Source organism: Mycobacterium sp. 050128 (genome assembly GCF_036409155.1).
Classification (GTDB): domain Bacteria; phylum Actinomycetota; class Actinomycetes; order Mycobacteriales; family Mycobacteriaceae; genus Mycobacterium.
Window position 1 is genome coordinate 368268 of the sequence record NZ_JAZGLW010000002.1, and the last position, 16843, is coordinate 385110.

The 16843-nt window shown below is 66.0% G+C and carries 16 protein-coding genes; 4 read left to right on the forward strand and 12 right to left on the reverse strand.

Annotation, left to right across the window (positions count from 1 at the left end):
• Genes fadD1 through SKC41_RS19180 form a run of 9 tightly spaced genes read right to left on the reverse strand, consistent with a single transcriptional unit; the run spans position 1 to position 9076 of the window.
• Entirely contained in the window at positions 1-1605 is a 1605-nt protein-coding gene (fadD1, locus tag SKC41_RS19140) for a fatty-acid--CoA ligase FadD1 (protein ID WP_330979254.1), read from the reverse strand.
• 4 nt (positions 1606-1609) lie between these two features.
• Positions 1610-3223: a flavin-containing monooxygenase gene (locus tag SKC41_RS19145; protein ID WP_330979255.1), complete on the reverse strand. Its 1614-nt coding sequence runs from the start codon at positions 3221-3223 to the stop codon at positions 1610-1612.
• Positions 3220-4176 (reverse strand): alpha/beta hydrolase, encoded by a 957-nt coding sequence (locus SKC41_RS19150; RefSeq protein ID WP_442931708.1) that lies wholly within the window; start codon positions 4174-4176, stop codon positions 3220-3222. The genes SKC41_RS19145 and SKC41_RS19150 overlap by 4 nt, the downstream gene beginning before the upstream one ends.
• Positions 4177-4196: 20 nt before the next feature.
• On the reverse strand, positions 4197-4607 hold the full coding sequence (locus tag SKC41_RS19155; protein ID WP_330979257.1) for a Zn-ribbon domain-containing OB-fold protein: 411 nt from the start codon (positions 4605-4607) through the stop codon (positions 4197-4199).
• 4 nt (positions 4608-4611) lie between these two features.
• Entirely contained in the window at positions 4612-5823 is a 1212-nt protein-coding gene (locus SKC41_RS19160) for a thiolase family protein (protein WP_330979258.1), read from the reverse strand.
• Positions 5820-6260, reverse strand: coding sequence for an acyl dehydratase (locus tag SKC41_RS19165; protein ID WP_330979259.1), 441 nt, complete (start codon positions 6258-6260; stop codon positions 5820-5822). The genes SKC41_RS19160 and SKC41_RS19165 overlap by 4 nt, the downstream gene beginning before the upstream one ends.
• A gap of 7 nt (positions 6261-6267) precedes the next feature.
• The gene (locus tag SKC41_RS19170; protein WP_330979260.1) at positions 6268-6768 is read right to left on the reverse strand and encodes a MaoC family dehydratase; all 501 of its coding nucleotides are present in this window, start codon (positions 6766-6768) and stop codon (positions 6268-6270) included.
• Positions 6761-7882, reverse strand: a complete 1122-nt coding sequence (locus SKC41_RS19175; RefSeq protein WP_330979261.1) for an acyl-CoA dehydrogenase family protein — start codon at positions 7880-7882, stop codon at positions 6761-6763. Before SKC41_RS19175 ends, SKC41_RS19170 begins: the two co-directional genes overlap by 8 nt.
• 3 nt (positions 7883-7885) lie before the next feature.
• Positions 7886-9076 (reverse strand): acyl-CoA dehydrogenase family protein, encoded by a 1191-nt coding sequence (locus SKC41_RS19180; protein WP_330979262.1) that lies wholly within the window; start codon positions 9074-9076, stop codon positions 7886-7888.
• 194 nt (positions 9077-9270) lie between these two features.
• On the opposite strand from SKC41_RS19180, the gene SKC41_RS19185 reads away from it, so the two are divergent.
• Both SKC41_RS19185 and SKC41_RS19190 read left to right on the forward strand, forming a co-directional pair.
• A complete protein-coding gene (locus tag SKC41_RS19185) occupies positions 9271-9894 on the forward strand; it encodes a TetR/AcrR family transcriptional regulator (protein WP_330979263.1) in 624 nt (207 codons plus the stop codon).
• Positions 9891-10715, forward strand: a complete 825-nt coding sequence (locus SKC41_RS19190) for a hypothetical protein (protein ID WP_330979264.1) — start codon at positions 9891-9893, stop codon at positions 10713-10715. The genes SKC41_RS19185 and SKC41_RS19190 overlap by 4 nt, the downstream gene beginning before the upstream one ends.
• Positions 10716-11041: 326 nt before the next feature.
• Here SKC41_RS19190 and SKC41_RS19195 read toward each other — a convergent pair whose 3' ends face one another.
• Positions 11042-13750 carry an FHA domain-containing protein gene (locus SKC41_RS19195; RefSeq protein WP_330979265.1) on the reverse strand — a complete coding sequence of 903 codons (2709 nt, stop codon included), beginning with the start codon at positions 13748-13750 and terminating at the stop codon, positions 11042-11044.
• Positions 13751-13878: 128 nt separating this feature from the next.
• Here SKC41_RS19195 and SKC41_RS19200 point away from each other — a divergent pair, with 128 nt between their 5' ends.
• Positions 13879-14082, forward strand: coding sequence for a hypothetical protein (locus tag SKC41_RS19200; RefSeq protein ID WP_330979266.1), 204 nt, complete (start codon positions 13879-13881; stop codon positions 14080-14082).
• A gap of 33 nt (positions 14083-14115) precedes the next feature.
• On the opposite strand, the gene SKC41_RS19205 is transcribed toward SKC41_RS19200, so the two are convergent.
• On the reverse strand, positions 14116-15126 hold the full coding sequence (locus tag SKC41_RS19205; RefSeq protein WP_330979267.1) for an alpha/beta hydrolase: 1011 nt from the start codon (positions 15124-15126) through the stop codon (positions 14116-14118).
• A 187-nt stretch (positions 15127-15313) separates the two neighbouring features.
• On the opposite strand from SKC41_RS19205, the gene SKC41_RS19210 reads away from it, so the two are divergent.
• Positions 15314-16159 carry an SDR family NAD(P)-dependent oxidoreductase gene (locus tag SKC41_RS19210; RefSeq protein WP_330979268.1) on the forward strand — a complete coding sequence of 282 codons (846 nt, stop codon included), beginning with the start codon at positions 15314-15316 and terminating at the stop codon, positions 16157-16159.
• A gap of 4 nt (positions 16160-16163) precedes the next feature.
• On the opposite strand, the gene SKC41_RS19215 is transcribed toward SKC41_RS19210, so the two are convergent.
• Positions 16164-16670: an isoprenylcysteine carboxyl methyltransferase family protein gene (locus SKC41_RS19215; RefSeq protein WP_330979269.1), complete on the reverse strand. Its 507-nt coding sequence runs from the start codon at positions 16668-16670 to the stop codon at positions 16164-16166.
• Between the last annotated feature and the right edge of the window lie 173 nt (positions 16671-16843).

The window sequence follows — 16843 nt, forward strand, 5'->3', positions numbered from 1 at the left end:
CTAGGACGGCGCATCTTCTGAAACCGGTTGTGTCGCAATCGTATACGTCGTGCCGCGCGGTTCCCGGGTCAGCAGTAAGCCACCCTCGGCGTCGATGCCGGCGGCGATCAGCTCGCGCTTGAGGATCTTGTTGGTGGCGGTCGCCGGAAGATCGTCGTTGATGCGCACGTAGCGTGGCCAGGCCTTCGGTGACAGATCGCTCTGGGTGGCCAGGAACTCCTCGAAATCGGTTGGCCGCAAATCCGTCCCGCGACGAAGCACCAGCGCCGCCATTACTTGGTCGCCGACCCGCTCGTCGGGCACGGCATACACGGCGACCTGGCTGACCTGCGGCAGTCGTTCCAGGATCCGCTCGATCGGCGCGGCCGCGAGGTTCTCGCCGTCCACCCGCATCCAGTCGGAGGTGCGGCCGGCAAGGTAAATGAAGCCGTCGGCATCGCGATAGGCCAAATCGCCCGCCCAGTACATGCCGTGTCGCATCCGCTCGGCGGTGGCGTCCGGATCGTTGTAGTAGCCGACGAACGGCCCCGCTCCCGTGGTGTTGACCAGCTCACCGACAGCGTCGTCGAAGTTGGTCAGGGCGCCGTATTCGTCGAACTGCGCGACCGCACACTCCTTCAAAGTTGTGGGGTCGTAGATGCTGACGCCGGGATACGGCTTGCCGATCGAGCCGGGCGGGGTGCCGTCCTCGCGCACCACGATCACCGCGAACTCGCTGGACCCAAAGCTGTCGACCACCCGGCAACCGAAACGCCTTGCAAATTCCGTGATATCGCGATCGGTGGCCTCGTTGCCGAACGCCATGCGCAGTGTCGTGTCGGCGTCGTCGGGACGCTCGGGGGTGGAAAGGATCAGGGCAAGGGGCTTGCCGACGTAATTCAGATAGGTCACGCCGTAGCGGCGGACATCCTCGATGAACCGCGACGGCGAAAACTTGACGGGGACCATCAGCGCCCCGCTGCCGATCGCGACGGCCCAGCCGGCGGCAACGCCGTTGGAGTGAAACAGCGGCATCGCCAGATAGCAGACGTCGGCCGCCGTGACGTCGTACTGAAAGACCAGGCTGGCGCCACACATGATCGCCATTCCGTGTGCGAACCGCACAGCCTTGGGATTGCCGCTGGTTCCGGACGTGAAGATCATCATGAACGTGTCGGCGGCGGTGACCTCGCGATGCGGAGTCATGGGCGGCGCCGCGGCCACCGCCTCGGCGTAGCGCACCGATCCCACATTCAGAACCTGAATTCCCTTGAGGTCCAAGCCTTCCAACAAGGGCAGGTGCTCATCGTCGATCAGCAGAATCTGGCAGTCGGAGCGCTGGATATCGGAAAGCAGCGCGGCCCCGCGGCGGGTGGTGTTGAGCCCGCACAGCACATAGCCGCCCAGCGCGGCGGCGGCCATCGCGCGCAGCATCGGCGGGGAATTGCCCAGCGCGGCACCGACGTGCAATGGGCGATCCGGGTCGGCGAGGGTCATCACCGCCGCCGCCTCAGCCTCGGCCTCGGCCAGGTGCTCGCGCCACGTCCAGGTCACCTCGCCGTGTGCGATCGCGGGCGTGTCGTCATGCCTGCGCAGCCGCAATAACTGCTGAACCGTCTCCGGCACTGTCTCACTTTCCCTTTGATCTCGTCGTCAGTACCAACCCGGCGTAATTGTGTTGGGCCACCTCTTCGCAGTGGCGCCGGTAGGTACCGAACCCTCCGATGTAGGGCATGAAGGTGCGCTTCTTGCCTTCGATGTTGACACCCAGGTACCAGGACGACGCGGCCTTGGGGAACAGCGTGCGCTCGGCGGCCCGAGCCACCTGATCGGTCCACGCCAGGGCCGCGTCGAGGCGCGGCTCGACCTCGCTCACCCCCCGTTGTCGCGCGGCTCGAATCAGGTCAATGACCCAGTCGACCTGAACCTCGGCGTGCAGCACCATGTTCGCCAGCACCGACGGACTGCCCGGCCCGCTGATCGTGAACAGATTCGGCAGCCCAGGCACCATCAGACCGAGGAAGGTCAGCGGCCCGTCATGCCAGATGTCGCGCAGTCGCTCTCCGCCGGGTCCGCACGGGTCGATTCGCGTCAACGCTCCCGTCATGGCGTCGAAGCCGGTGGCGAAGATCAGCACCTCGAGCGGATAGGTCGCCTCGCTGGTGCGCACCCCATGCGGGGTGATCTCTCGGATGGGCTCGCGGCGCAGGTTCACCAGCCGCACATTGTCGCGGTTGAAGCTGGCGTAGTAGCCGTTGTCCGTGCAGATCCGTTTGGTTCCGATCGCATGGTCGACCGGAATGAGATCGGTTGCGACGACGGGATCGGTGACGATCTCCCGGATCCGCTCCTCGGCGAACCGCCGGGCGACGTCGTTGGCGGCCAGGTCGCTGGTCTGGTCGGGGAAAGTCTTCGCGAAAAGAACGCCACCTTCGCGCCAGCGCTTCCACAACGCCTCGGCCTGCTCCTCGGGTTCGGTATCGACGGCGTTCTTGGGGTAGGTGCCGTGCGGTGTCCCGGCCGACGCGTACGCCGACGCCCGGCGACGCTCGGGATACTGCTCCTGGATCTCTCGTTGCTCCTCGATCGACCACGGCCGGTTGGGCATTGGAATTGTGTAGTTCGCTGATCGCTGAAACACGACGAGGTTCTGGGCCTCGGCGGCAACGATCGGCGCCACCTGGATCCCGGATGATCCCGTGCCGATCAGGCCCACCAGCTTGTCGCGCAGATCGGGATCTTCGCGTGGCCACGCGGCCGTGAAATAGACCTCGCCCGAAAAATCCTCGACGCCCGGGATATTGGGCCGATTCACCGCCGACAGGCATCCGGTGGCGCACAACAGAAATTGTGCCGCATATGTTTGTCCGGTCGCGGTCTGGACGTGCCAGCAACGGTCGACCAGGTCGAAGGTGGCACCGACCACGTCGACACCGAATCGGTAATGGCGACGCAGATCGAATCGGTCGGCGACGTGCTGCAGGTAAGCCAGGATCTCGGGCTGAGCTGCGAAGCGCTCGCTCCACTGCCAGCTCTTCTGCAGGTCGTCGTCGAAAGAGTAGGAATAGTCCGCGCTTTCGACGTCGCATCGCGCTCCCGGATAGCGATTCCAGTACCAGGTGCCGCCCACATCGGGGGCCGCCTCGACGCCGATCACCGACAGGCCCGATGTCGCGAGCCGGTGCACGGCGTAGAGCCCGGCGAACCCGGCACCGATCACGATGACGTTACTTACCTCGGTCATATCGAGACGTCTTTGTATGCCGGGTGCAAGAGCCGGCGCAGGTCGGCGAAGACCAGTTGCTGCGCCGAGGTCGCGGGCCCGAAGGATTGAATGGTCATGAAGCCGTGGAACAGCCCGGGAAAGTCGCGGTGCACGACCGGTACTTCCGCGTTGCGCAGCCGGCGTGCGTAGTCACACCCCTCGCTGTGCAGGGGATCCACCCCGGCGGTGACGATCACCGCGGGCGCCAGGCTCGCATGCGAGTGCGCCCGGGCCGGGGCCACCAGGTAGGGCGGGTCCACAACCGTTGCGGCACTGACATATTGACGCCAGTACCACTGCATCGCCGCCCGCGTGTTGAAGTATCCGGTGCCGTAGCGGTGGTAACTGTCCGTGTCGAACGAGGGATCGATCACCGGGTAGATCAGCACCTGCGCGACAGGTTGGGTGACTTGCTGGTCGCGGCACAGGATTGCGGTGACTGCGGCGAGATTTCCGCCGGCGCTGTCACCGGCGACGGCAGTGCGCGTGGGGTCGATGCCGAGTTCGGCGGCGTGCTCGATCACCCAGCAGAACACTGCGAAAGCGTCGAGCACCGCCGCGGGCGCGGGATGCTCGGGCGCCAGACGGTAGTCGACGGACACCACGACGGCCTGGCTGCCGCGGGCCAGGGCTCGGCAGAATCCATCGTGGGATTCGATGTCGCAGAAGACGAATCCGCCCCCGTGGTAGAACACGATCGCGGCACGGTCCGTGGCTGGCGCGCCGCGCGGGCAGTAGACGCGGACGCCGATGGCACCCCCGGGGCCGGGTATCGCGCGGTCGGTGGTGCTCTCGACGTCATCGATGTTGTTGACCGGCATCCGGCGGGCGGCCGCCGCGGCGCGCGCCTGTGCGCCGGTCATGGTCTCGACGCGCGGGAACCCCGCGTTCAACTGGTCGAGCATCGCCTGCACGGCATCGTCCATCTGCACCTCCGACCTCACCGTTGAGGTCACGCGGGCCGATATCGCAACAAGGTGATGCCGGCCTCGGGCAGATCGTAGAACACCGGCTCCACCCGCATGCCGATTCGGATGTCGCTCGGGTCGATGTCGACCAATTCGGTGCTGATCCGCGGTCCGGCATCCCACTGCACCACGGCGAGCAATTGCGGCACTGCATCGGCCCAGGGCGGCCCGGTGGGTCTGCGGGCAACCGTGAAGGTGTACAGCGTTCCCGCACCATCGATTTCGCGCCATTCCAGGTCATCGGCCAGGGTTCCCGGGGCGAGCGTGCGCGGATAGAACACGTAGCGTTGCAGCGAGGGCGAGTACTGCACCACGATTCGGTGCTGGGCCAGGCCATCCCAGAATGGCTTCGACACCGGGGTGGGCTCGGGAACCGGACGGGGTTCGGTACTCAAGGCGTCAGTCCCCCCGCATGATCAGCGCGACCTGCTCGCTCATGATGCCGCCGTTGCCGGTAACGAACGCGGTGTGACAGTCCGGCACCTGGGCGTCGTCGGCTCGTCCCATCACCTGGCGCGCGCCGTCGACGACGTGATGCATGCCGCCGGCCATACCGGCCTGGCCGAACGACAGCTGACCGCCGGCGGTGTTGAGCGGAAAATCACCGCGGTAGGTCAGGTCATGCCCGGCGACCCAGGACATGCCGTCGCCCTTAGCGCAGAAGCCGGCATCTTCCAGGCTCATCAGCACCGTGATCGTGTAGCAGTCGTAGATGGAGGCGACATCGACATCGGACCGGTCCAGCCCCGACATCGCGAATGCCTTGTCGGCGGCCCGCGTGATCGGAGTGTGTAGCAAGTCGTCGGCGTAGGTCGGCGTCTTGAATGCGATGTGCTCACCAAAACCCTTGATCCACACGGGGCGGTGGCGGCTGCGGCGCGCGATGTCGGCATTGGCGAGCAGGACGCCTACTCCCCCGTGCACGCGCATCACGGTTTCGAGCATGTGGATCGGATCGGCGATCATCGGGCTGGCGAGGACGTCGTCGATAGTGATGGGGGTGCCGTGGAAAACCGCGCCGGGATGCGCACCGGCGTTGGTGCGCTGGTCGACCGCGATTTTGGCGACCGCCGCGGGGTCGTAACCGTATTCCGCGGCGTAGCGCTGCGCGATCTGCGCGTACGGTGCGTTCTGGCCCAGGTTGCCGTACGGGATTTCGAACTCGGCCTGCGGCGACCCATAGTTATTCGACGATGCCCCAAACCAATTCGGGGCCGGCGCGGGACCTGAAGATTTCCGTTCGGATTGGGGCACCGATGCGGATCCGGGCACCACGGCAAGCACGGCGTCGCAGATGCCCAATTCGATCGCGGCGGCAGCCCGCCAGATCATGCCGGCGGACGTCGCCCCGCCCAGATCGACACGCTCGCCGAAATCCAGCGCCAAGCCGAGGTATTCGCACAGCGTCGCCGGGGCGAACATCGCCGATTCCGCCACGCCATGGGTCAGCAGACCGTTGATGTGCGCGGGATCGACACCGGCATCCTCGACGGCCATCTTCGCCAGCACCGCGTACTGGTCGAGGGTGAACAGCGGTGGCCCGGTCGGACGACGCTGCGCCGGCAGCTCCGCGATGCCGACGATCGCGGCTTCGCCCCGCAGTCCGGTCACGACGGCGTTCCGCGCAGCGGCAGCTGAACCGTCGCGGTTCCGGGCATCAGCACGGTGTCGTCGCGGCGGCCGCTGATCTCGAGATCCACCAGCCCGGCGCCGTCCGTCAGCCGCTTGCCGGTGACGACTGCGCCGAACGTCAGCGACTCACCGGGCAACGCGGTCGCCCGGTTTTGCACCGAGAAGCAGACCAGACGACCGCGCCCGCCGATCCAGTCGCCGAGCGCGCGGGCCAGCAGCGCCGCCTGAAGCGGGCCGTGCACCAACACGTTGTCGTAGCCCTCCACGTCGCGGGCCCACCGCTTGTCGTAGTGGATGCGGTGGCCGTTGTAGGTGGCGGCGCTGAAGAAGAACAGCTGAATCTCGTCGGTGGTGACGGTCAGCGTGGGGATCTGGTCACCGACGCCGATGTCGTCGTAAAACGCCTGTCCAGTCATCACGTTCCTAGGGTCGGGCGATCATCGACGTCGAGGCTTCGGCGACCAGCTCGCGGTGCTGGTTGTGGTACACCGTGTGCCAGGTGACCAGGACGAATTTGCCGGAGCGACCTTGCTTTTCGACGATGGACTCGATAGTGCGCACCATTTCGATCTCGTCGCGGTGATAGGCCGGCAGATGAAAGGTGAAGCTCTCGCCACCGGCCATCCGTTTCGGAGCACGTGGAAACGCGAGACTGCCCGAAACCGCACCCGAGGAACCGTCGGGCCGCAACGAATCGAGTCGCGCGACGCCGAGCACCGCGTACTGCAGATACAGCGGTGGGCAGCAGATGTCGCGAAAGCCGTTGGCGCGGGCATAGTCCGGATCGAAATACAACGGATTGTGGTCACCGACCGCCGCCGCCCAACGCTGCCAATCGCGTCGATTCACCTCGCCGGTCGCGGTCGCGGCGACGGTACCCACGCGCGACGCCGACTGGGCGTCGATCAGGGTGTCCTCAGTCACGGATTTCCTCCAAGGTTTCCTCCAGCCAGGTCGCGGCGACCTCTGGCCCACCGCCGAGAGTTGAATCGAGCCTTGCCCGTTCGGTCCACAAATGCAGATCGGTTTCGGTCACATAACCGATCCCGCCGTGCAGTTGATGCGCGTCCAGCGTGACCAGCCGGGCCGCCGTGGCGGAATGCATGCGCGCAATGGCGGTTTGGCGGGTCGCCGGCTGCCCTCGCGCGATCCAGAAGACGGCGGAATGCGCGGCCAATCGCGCTGCGGCCAAGGCGATGTGCATGTTGGCGATCAGATGTTGTGCCGCCTGGAACGAGGCGATCGGACGGCCGAACTGATGGCGCAGCTTGGTGTACTCGACGGTGCGATCCAGCACCGCCTGACCGACCCCGACCAGGTCAAGTGATCCCAACGACACCACCGCATTGGCCAAGCGGCGCAAGCCGGTCCGCTCCGGTGAGTCACCGTCGAGCAATGCTTCGGCGCCGACCATCACATCGTCGAACCGGACCGTGAACGCCCGGTGCCCGCCCGCCATGGCCAGCGGCTCCATGCTCACCCCGGTCGCGCGGGCGGCAACGGCGAAGACCAGCGTGTGCCCGTCCGCGGAGGCTGACACCACGATCAGGTCGGCGACGTCGGCGTCGGCGACATAGTCGGCTATGCCGTTGAGCCGCCACCCGGATGAGTCTTCATCCGCACGCAGCCCGGGCGAAATATCCGAAGCGTCACGGACATTCCACAATGCCGTCGTGCCGCGAACCGTCCCGCCTGCTAACCCCGGCAGCCACGCGGTCTTGATGTCCGACGAGCCGAGCTGGTCGATCGCCAGTGCCGCCGCAATGGTGCTGTGCACTGTCGTCGGACACAAGCCGCGGCCGGCCTCGGTGTAAAAGACGGCGAGGTCGTCCAGCGAGCCACCCGACCCGCCGTACTCCTCGGCGACCGCGAGCCCGAACACACCGGCGTCGGCAAGGGTCTTCCACAGCGCCGGGGTGCTTCGATCGGCGCCGGATTCAGCGATCCCGCGCACCAGGCTCACCGGACACTCCGCGGCCAGCAGGGCGCGCACCGACGAGGCGAACTCGCGCTGTTCAGCGGTGGGGATCGCTTTCACGCGTCACCGCCCATAGGAGGGCATCCCATGGCCACGCTGTGCGATCACATCACGGAGCACCTCGTTGGTGCCACCACCGAAGCGCATCAATGGAGCGGCCCGATACAACCGTTCGAATTTGCCTGCCAGAGGCGCGCTTTCGTTGCGATGGGCGAGCAGTCCGTCGGGGCCGAGTAGATCGAGCGCCAGATCGGCGATGCGCTGCCGCAGTTCACTGGTGAAGATCTTCTCGACGCTGACCTCCACGGTGGGAATCACGCCGCTGTCCAGGATCGAGGAGGCCTCATAACCCATCAGCGTCGCCACTTCGACGTCGGCCTCGGCTTGCGCCAGCCGGCGCCACAAGCCCGCATCGTCGGCGGGCACCGAACCGTCGCGTCGCGGGCTGCGGGCAAGGTCGCGTAATTCGTCGACCGCCCGACGCAGATCCCCGGCATTGGTCAGCGCTCCGCGTTCGAGATCGAGCGCGCCGGTGATGTAAGTCCAGCCGCGGTTGACCTCTCCGATCAGATTCGAGACGGGGACCCGCACGTCGTCAAAATGGACCTCGTTGGTGCGGTAGCCCGACCATGCGTACAGCGGCCGGATCGAAACCCCCGGGCTGTCGATCGGCACGATGATGACCGAAATCCCGCGATGGCGTACCCCGTTCGGATCGGTGCGCACACAGAGCCACTCGTGGGTGGCGCGCTGCGCCCCGCTGTTCCAGATCTTGCTGCCGTTGATCACCCAATGTTCGCCATCACGCGTCGCGCGAGTCCGCAGGCTAGCCAGGTCCGTGCCGGCCTCGGCCTCGGAATAGCCGACGGCGCAGATCATTTCGCCCGTGGCGATCAGCGGAAGCCATTCGGTCTTGTTCTGCTCGGTGCCGTGCCGCATGATCATCGGCGCTACCGAGGTGACCGTGAGGTCGGGCCCGGGCACGCCGGCGTATTCGAATTCGCTCATCAGCAGGTGTTGGTGCACCGCGCCGAGGCCCCCCTGTCCCGCGAGGCCGCCGTATTCCCGCGGCCAGTTCAGTCCGAACCAACCCTTCTCACCGATCTTGCGGCGAAAACGTGCCACCTCACCATTGGGAAATTCGAGATCGTGCTCGGCCAGTTCCGCCCGTAACTCCGGGGTGACGTTTTCGGAAAGGAATTCGCGAACCTCGGTCAGCCACGCGCATTGCCCGGCGTCGAGTTCGAAATCCATTCCGGCCCACCTCACCCTTTCGACCCCTTCGTCTGGCCGCGTCAGCGTAACGCCACTGCGAGATTTCGCCCACCATTTCGCGCAGCGGTTACCTCCGGCCGCGGCCGGGCTTGGCCCGCCCCCACACCGGGTCACCAATGCTCGCTGACGCCCGTCATTGACACGCGCCAGTGAAACCCGATACGTTTCCTGCCATGCCGTCCACGACACCCGCCTCCGGGACTTCTCCGGTCGTGAACGGTCGTGAGGCGCAGCGACTCCAAACGCGCGCGCGTCTTTTCGATGCTGCGGTCGCCGAGATCGCGCGATCCGGATTGGCGGGTGCCGACGTCGCGACGATCGCCGCGGCCACCGGGGTCGCGCGGGGCACCTTCTATTTCCACTTTCCGACCAAAGAGCACATCCTCGTCGAGCTGGAGCGGGCCGAAGAAGCCAAAATCGTGGCCAAACTCGTCACCAAGACGAGCGGGGCCGGCGACCTGCTGTCCATGCTGCGGATGCTCGTTCGTCAGGTGCTCGCCGCCGAAGAACGGCTCGGCCCAGTGGTCTTCAGGGACATGCTGGGATTGCACTTCTCCGCGACCCGCCCCATCGAGGATGAGACCGCCGAGCATCCGCTGGCCGAATTCGTCATCACCGCAATCGAGCAAGCCCAATCCGCGCGGCAGGTGTCGTCGGATGCCAACGCCAACGAGCTCGGGGTGATCTTTCTGACCGGCCTGTTCGCCCTATTAGTCACCGGCGGAGCGTCGAAAACGCGTGCCGCGCTGTTAGACCGCTACGTCAAAACCATCGTCAAAGGAATGGAGCCAACATGACCGGCACAGGTATCGACGGTTACCGGGACTACCTCGCGCATCGGGACGGCGACGCCGACCTGCTGCATCGTCGGCTGGGAAATCGCGAAGACTTCTTCACGTCATTGGAAGTCGACCCGGTGCGTTCGGCCCGCCCGATCGATCGACAGGTGTTTCTGCGCAACCTGCGCCGCCGCCGGCCCGAACCGGGATTGTCCCGCGAGATGCTGTTCCTGTTGGCCACCGCGAAGCTGAACCAGGCCGAGCGGTTCGGCGTGGACCTGGGCGACACCTACGGGCGCATCGGAGGCCCGGACGAGCCACCCGAGCGGATCTATCTCGCGCTCGAGGAGCACTACCACACCCGGCTATTGGCCTACGTGCTCGACATTTTCGGTCTGCCGTTCCAGGTGGTGGTACCGCCGTTCGTGATGCGCCAATTCGTCAAGATGGAAGTGTTTCTGCCCGAGCGGTTCGGGTTCCCGTTCGTGGGCGCCGCAGAAATGGCGGGCTGCATCATGTTCGACGAACTGCGCCGCGTCGGCGTCGAATTGTTCGCCGACGAGCCAGACGTCGCCGCGCGGATCGAACGCCTCTACACCGAGATCCTGACCGACGAGCTGGGCCACGTCGGCTATTGCGCGGCACGTTGCAGCAACGCGGAGCGGGCCGTAATGCGTTGGCTTTACCCGACTTTCGGGCGTCTGGTGGCTCGCCAGACCGCCGAGATCAGCCTCCTCATCGATCGGGAAAGACTGCACGCCCGCCTAGACGCACCGTTCGATGTCGCGGGGCTAGCCGCGGGCGTCCCAAACGAGACATTCGTTGCCGCGCACCCGTGACCGCCCGTTCACCGAGATGGTCGTTCTGTAAATAGGCTGTCAAACTCCCGTTAAAACCCGACGGCCGCATCGCAGAAATAGGGCCGGCCTGGGATGATCTTGAAATTGACGGATCGAAGATCGGGAGAAGTCATGCCGACTATTGAGACGCGCCTCCGCCAGGAGTTGCACGACTATGCCGTTGAATTGCGTCGCCTGGCGTACACCCTGCCCCAAGGGATCGGCGAGCACGATCTCCTTCAGCTGTCAGATCGGATGCACGCCGCGTCCCGGCAGACAGTCCGCAAGGGGGCCTAGCCAGTCACTGGCATCGCCGGGTCGAGTGGTCAGCGCCCACCTTTGAGGCGAATCTTCCAGCGCACGAAGCCCAGATAGAAAACGCTGATGGCGATAAGCATGCCGAAGTTGAACCACCACGTGCCGGCATTGTGATGCCAGAGCGCGTCCTTAGGGACCTGAGGTCCGGGTTCTAACTTGGTCAGGTCGATGGTGGATGCCGATGCCGCGAAACCCCATCGTGCCGGGGTTGCCCACGACATCTGGTCGAGCCCGATGCGGCCGGTAACCGGGATCATGCCGCCGGAGAACACCAGCTGCGACATGACCGCAACCACCAGCAGAGGCATGATCTGATCGTTGGACTTCGCCAGCGACGACAACAGCAGACCGAGCATCGCCGAGGCGACGGTGGTCGTCGCGACATCGACGAAAAGCTCCAGTGGTGCAATCCCCAGCGCCGCGGCACCCTGCGTCGGCCCGCCCTTGCCCAGCAGCGTGATAACGGTGACGATGGCCGACTGCACGACCGCGAATACCGTGTAAACGCAGACCTTGGCCAACAAGTAAGCGCTGGTGGAGAGGCCGACTGCCTGTTCTCGTAGGAAGATGGCGCGCTCACCGATGAGATCTCGGATCGTCAACGCGGTCCCCATGAACACCGAACCGACATTCAGCAGCACCAGGATCTGTCCCGGCTCGGTAGGCGCGTTGCCCACCGGGTTCGGGATGCCGAAGCCGACGTTGCCCGGCACCGACATCGACAGCGAACCCATGATGAACGGCAGCAGCGCCAGAAAGAGGAAATAACCCCGGTCGGAGACGATCAGCCGGATCTGGCGGCGCGCGATCGTGGAGAACTGCCGGAGCAGACTCGTATGCGACGGATCGCCGATCTCTGCCGGCTTCTCCGCCGGCGGCGGTGGTGGCGGCGGCCCGGTCCGCGCCAGGTATTTCGCCTTGGCCGCGTCGGGATCGCCGGCAACCGAACTGAAGATGTCGGCCCAGTTCGTGGTCCCCATGGCCGGGCCGATTTGCGCGGGCGGGCCGCAGAACGCGGTCTTGCCGCCGGGAGCCAGCAGCAGTACCTGGTCGCAGACGTCCAGGTAGGTCAGCGAGTGGGTGACCACGAGCACCACACGACCGGCGTCGGCCAACTGCCGCAGCATCGTCATGACCTGCCGGTCCAGCGCCGGGTCCAGGCCGGACGTCGGCTCGTCGAGGATCAGCAGCGAAGGCCCGGTCAGCAATTCCAGCGCCACCGAAGCGCGCTTGCGCTGACCGCCGGACAGCTTGTCGACCCGGGTGTGCAGGTGCTGGGTCATCTCCAGTTCCTCGAGCACCCGGGCCACCACTTGCTCACGGTCGGCCTTGGTGGTGTCGGGCGGCAGCCGGAGCTCGGCCGCGTAACCCAGCGCCTGCTCCACCGTCAGCTGACCGTGGACCACGTCGTCCTGCGGCACCATGCCGATCCTGCTGCGCAGTGAGGCGTATTCGGCGTGCACGTTGTGGCCCTCGAACGCGACCGTGCCGTTGGTTGGGTGGGTGTAGCCGGCCACCAGCCGCGCGAAGGTCGACTTGCCCGCTCCGGACGGACCGATCACCGCGGTGAGCGTTCCGGGACTGGCGCCTAAGGAGATGTCGTCGAGCAGTGTCTTGTTGTTCTCGATCGTCCAGGTCACCCCGCGCACATCCAGACCGCCGAGGCGGGTCTGCGCCGCGGTGTCGGCGTCCCGGCGGGCCAGCGCGCCGCCGGCGAACACCAGGTCGATGTTGCCGATCGTGACGACGTCGCCGTCCTTCAGCAGCGCCGAGTCGACGCGCTGACCATTGACGAACGTGCCGTTGATGCTGCGGTTGTCATGGATCTCGGTGCCCGTCGGCGTCGGGATCAACGTCGCGTGGTGTCGCGAGGCCAGGACCTCGGGAATGACGATGTCGTTGTCATTGGCACGGCCGATCTTGATCGCGCCCGGCGCGTCCCCGCCCGCCTTGCCCGGCCGCAGGATCTTCATCATCGACGTCGCCAGGTTCGAGCCGTCGCCGCCACCGACGCGGCCCGTCAGGGCGGTCGGAGGATCCACCGGCGCGGCCGGCGGAACCTGGCCCGGCTGTGGCCGGTAAATGTGCGGCGACGACATCGATCCGCTGGCCGGTTGGGTGCCGGTCGGGTGGTGCTGTTGCACCGACCCGGACGGGTAACTCGGCTGCGCGCCGGTCGGGTATGTCGGAAGGGGCCCCGATGGCGGACCGGCCTGCGGTGGCGGGGTCGGATGTGTCGGCATTGGCCGTGACGGGCTCGCCGGTGGCTGCGGCGGCAGTCCCTGCGACATCGAACCGGTCGGGGGACGTCCTTGGGCCAGCCGCGGATCCGCCGGCCCGGTAAGCGGGTTGACGATGGGGATCGACGTCGTCAGTGGTGGCGTTCCGGCCAGGCCCTGATGGCGTCCGACCTCGAAGGTCACCGTCGGCCCATCCGGGTTGCCGATGTTGACCCGCTGACCGTCCTGGATGTCGACGGCCGGGACCCTGCGATTGTTGACGTACAAACCGTTGAGGCTGCCGTTGTCGATGGCAACCCATCTGCCCTGATCAAAGCGCAGCACCAGGTGTATCCGGGAAATCAACGGATGCGCAACGCGGACGTCCGCCCGCAAATCACGCCCGATGACCACATCGTTGCCGGGTGCAAAGGTCCTTTCGGATCCCTCGTACCGCACGGTCAGCACAGGTGGGGCTGCTCGGCTCACGAGCCCCACTGTATCGGCGTCCGGGCCAACGCGGGGACCGGTCGCCGATACGCGTTGCCGCCGGGTCCGCTTGGAAGCCCTGGCGCGGCGAGAATGCAGCGGGTTTCGGTGGCGGCGGCTCGGGTAACCCGACGCGCATGCACGAGAACGGCGAGTTCCCCGACGACGTGCCCATTGCCGACGCCATTGAGCAACAACGCACGACCGGCGAGTCTTCGTCGGACGACGACCCCTCGGCCTGGCCTGACGACGCCGATGTGCCCTTGGAGACAACGGATTCCGATTGGCGGGAGCAGCAGCAGGCGGTCCTCGACGACTCGGACTTCGACGAGCCCCAATAACACTGCAGCGCAGTATCTTTCGATAGCGTCATGCTATCCCGCCGCGGCGCTGACCTGTCCGCTCCCGCGACGCCCAGACTCGGCGGTGACTTCCTTGACGAAATCCCCGAGGTACCGGATGGCCCGACGGCCCTCGGGCAGCACATCGGCCGCCAACGGAAAATCGTGAATTTGGCCCTCCCAGACGTGCAAGTCGCAGCGGATCCCGTTGGCTGCCAAGCGTTCCGCCATCAGTTCGGCGTCCGGGAGCAGCAGCTCGTCGGCACCCGCGTGGATGGTAACGGGCGGGAGTGCCGATAAGTCGGCGTCGACCGGTGATACAACATGACCCGTCGAACTCCCCGGGCCGTCCGGCAGCTGGACCTCGCCGAGGTACCGCGTAAATATCGACAACGCCCCGGCGGTGAACATCGAGCATTTACGTGCGTTGCGGTGCTTGAGCTTTCGGGTCGGGTCCGCATCGGTGAACGGAGACACGGTGGCCACACCGGCCGGCGTAGCCAGCCGCGTGCGGATCGCGGCCAGTGTCGTCATGAACGCGAGATATCCGCCCGCCGAGTCGCCGGCAACAACCACGCGGCCGGGGTCGTAGCCGCGCTGCTGTAGCCAGCGCAGTCCGCATAGGCCGTCGTCGATCGCGTCGACGATTTGGTGCGAGGGCAGTTTCCGGTATCCGACGATCAGCACGCCGGCATCGGCCGTCCGCGACAAGCGACTGACCAGAGCTCGGTGAGTGTTGACGCCGCAGGTGAGGAAGGCCCCGCCGTGCAGATACAGAATCGCGCGCGTCGGCGATACCCCGGGTGCGCAGACCCATTCGGCGCGGCAGTGGTCAAGGCGTACCGGCTCAACCTGGGCGGCGGATTTGGCGCGCGGCAGCAAACCAACCAATACGTCGATGTGCCCTAATGGCCAGTGCAGATTCGGCTGCAGCGCCCAGGCGCGCACGACGTTCTTCACGATCAATCGACTGGCCAACGACACGGCAATCGATTGCGGGCTGCGACGATGGTGAATCCGACGCTGGCCCGGTTTGCTAGCCAATTTTCAATCCGCTCATAAGGGCTGCAGAATACCCATCTTGTTGCGGCAATAATCGCAGGTAAAACCATTTTGAAACCGCCGTTTCGCGCCGTTTGGCGAGCGGAAACGTGGGTACTCCCGCGTTAACTTGTGCGCCGGTTCTGCCCTCGATGCCGAACGCCCTCACCGAGTGCCCGAAGATGTGAGCATGGAGCAGGCAACTGACACCGGTGCGATGCTGGTCGACCGGGTGGCGGTGGTGACCGGCGGCGGTGGCGGCATCGGTGCGGCCACGGCGCGGCTGTTCGCCCGGCACGGTGCCCAGGTCGTGATCGCCGATATCGACGCCGAGCTCGCGAGGCGGACCGCCGATGAGATCTCGGCGTCGGGCGGGGTGGCCGTGCCGATCGTCGCCGACGTACGCGACGCCGATCAGGTTGCCGCTCTGGCACGATCGGTGCTCGATCGGTTCGGCCGAATCGATGCGTTGGTCAACAATGTCGGGCATTGGCTGCGCCACCCCGGCAATTTCGTCGACACCGACCCGCAACTGTGGGACGAGCTCTACCGGATCAACCTGCACCACGTCTTCCTGGTCACCCATGCGTTCCTGCCGGCGATGCTGGGTCAACGCCGCGGCTCGATCGTCAACGTCTCCTCGGTCGAGGGGCTGCGCGGCTACCCCGAGGACCCGGTTTACGCCGCGTTCAAGGCGGCCGTCATTCATTTCACCCGCAGCCTCGCGGTTCAGGTGGGCCGTGACGGTGTGCGCGTCAACGCGATTGGCCCCGATGTCACCGAATCACTACAGGTGCCCTACTCGCAGTGGCTGTCCGCCGAAGAGCAGGCCCAGTGGCCGCAGTGGGTTCCGGTTGGACGGATGGGGCTGCCCGACGACCAGGCCAACGTGATCCTGTTCCTGGCCTCGGACCTGTCGGCCTTCGTCACGGGCCACACCATCCCCACCGACGGCGGCACCGGCGCGGCCGGCGGATGGTTCCGTTCGTCGCGGCGGACCGACCGGGAGTGGACGAACCGGCCCATCGCGCCCTGATCGCTCAGACGTAGGTCAATGCCGCGTTTTCCAGTCGGATTCGCACGTTGAGCAGCACCGCGTTGGCGATGCTGAACACGATCGCCGTCAACCAGGCCGAATGGATCAGCGGCAGCGCCGCGACCTCCGCGACGACGGCGATGTAGTCGGGGTGACGCACCCATCGATACGGACCACGCCGAACCAGCGGCGCGCCCGGGATCACAATCAGCCGCGGATTCCAGTGCCTACCCAGCGCCGCGGCGCAGCGCCAGCGGACAACACAGCTGAGCGCCACGACGGTGAGCATCGGCCATCCCAGCCAGGGCACGAACGGGCGTCCCAGCGCCCACACTTCCACCACGCATGACGCCAGCAGTAAGGCGTGCAGGCTGACCATCGCCGGGAAGTGATCGTGGCCGAACTCCTTGCCTCCGTGGGCGAGTGCCCATTGAGCGTTTCGATGCGCGACGACCAGGCCGATCAGGCGCTCAACGCCGATCAGCGCGATGAACAGCAGGTAGTAATACATGGCTTCTCCCCCTTCCCATGGCGTTCTGCCTATAGCAACGAGGATCCGCATTCGACGGTTCAGCAAACCGCGCCAGCGTGATCCAGCCCACCCAGCGCACGCTGTGGCGACGAGCTGTCAATCGCCGCCGCGATCGCCATACCTATCGCCAGAACGGTTGCCGCGGTGATATT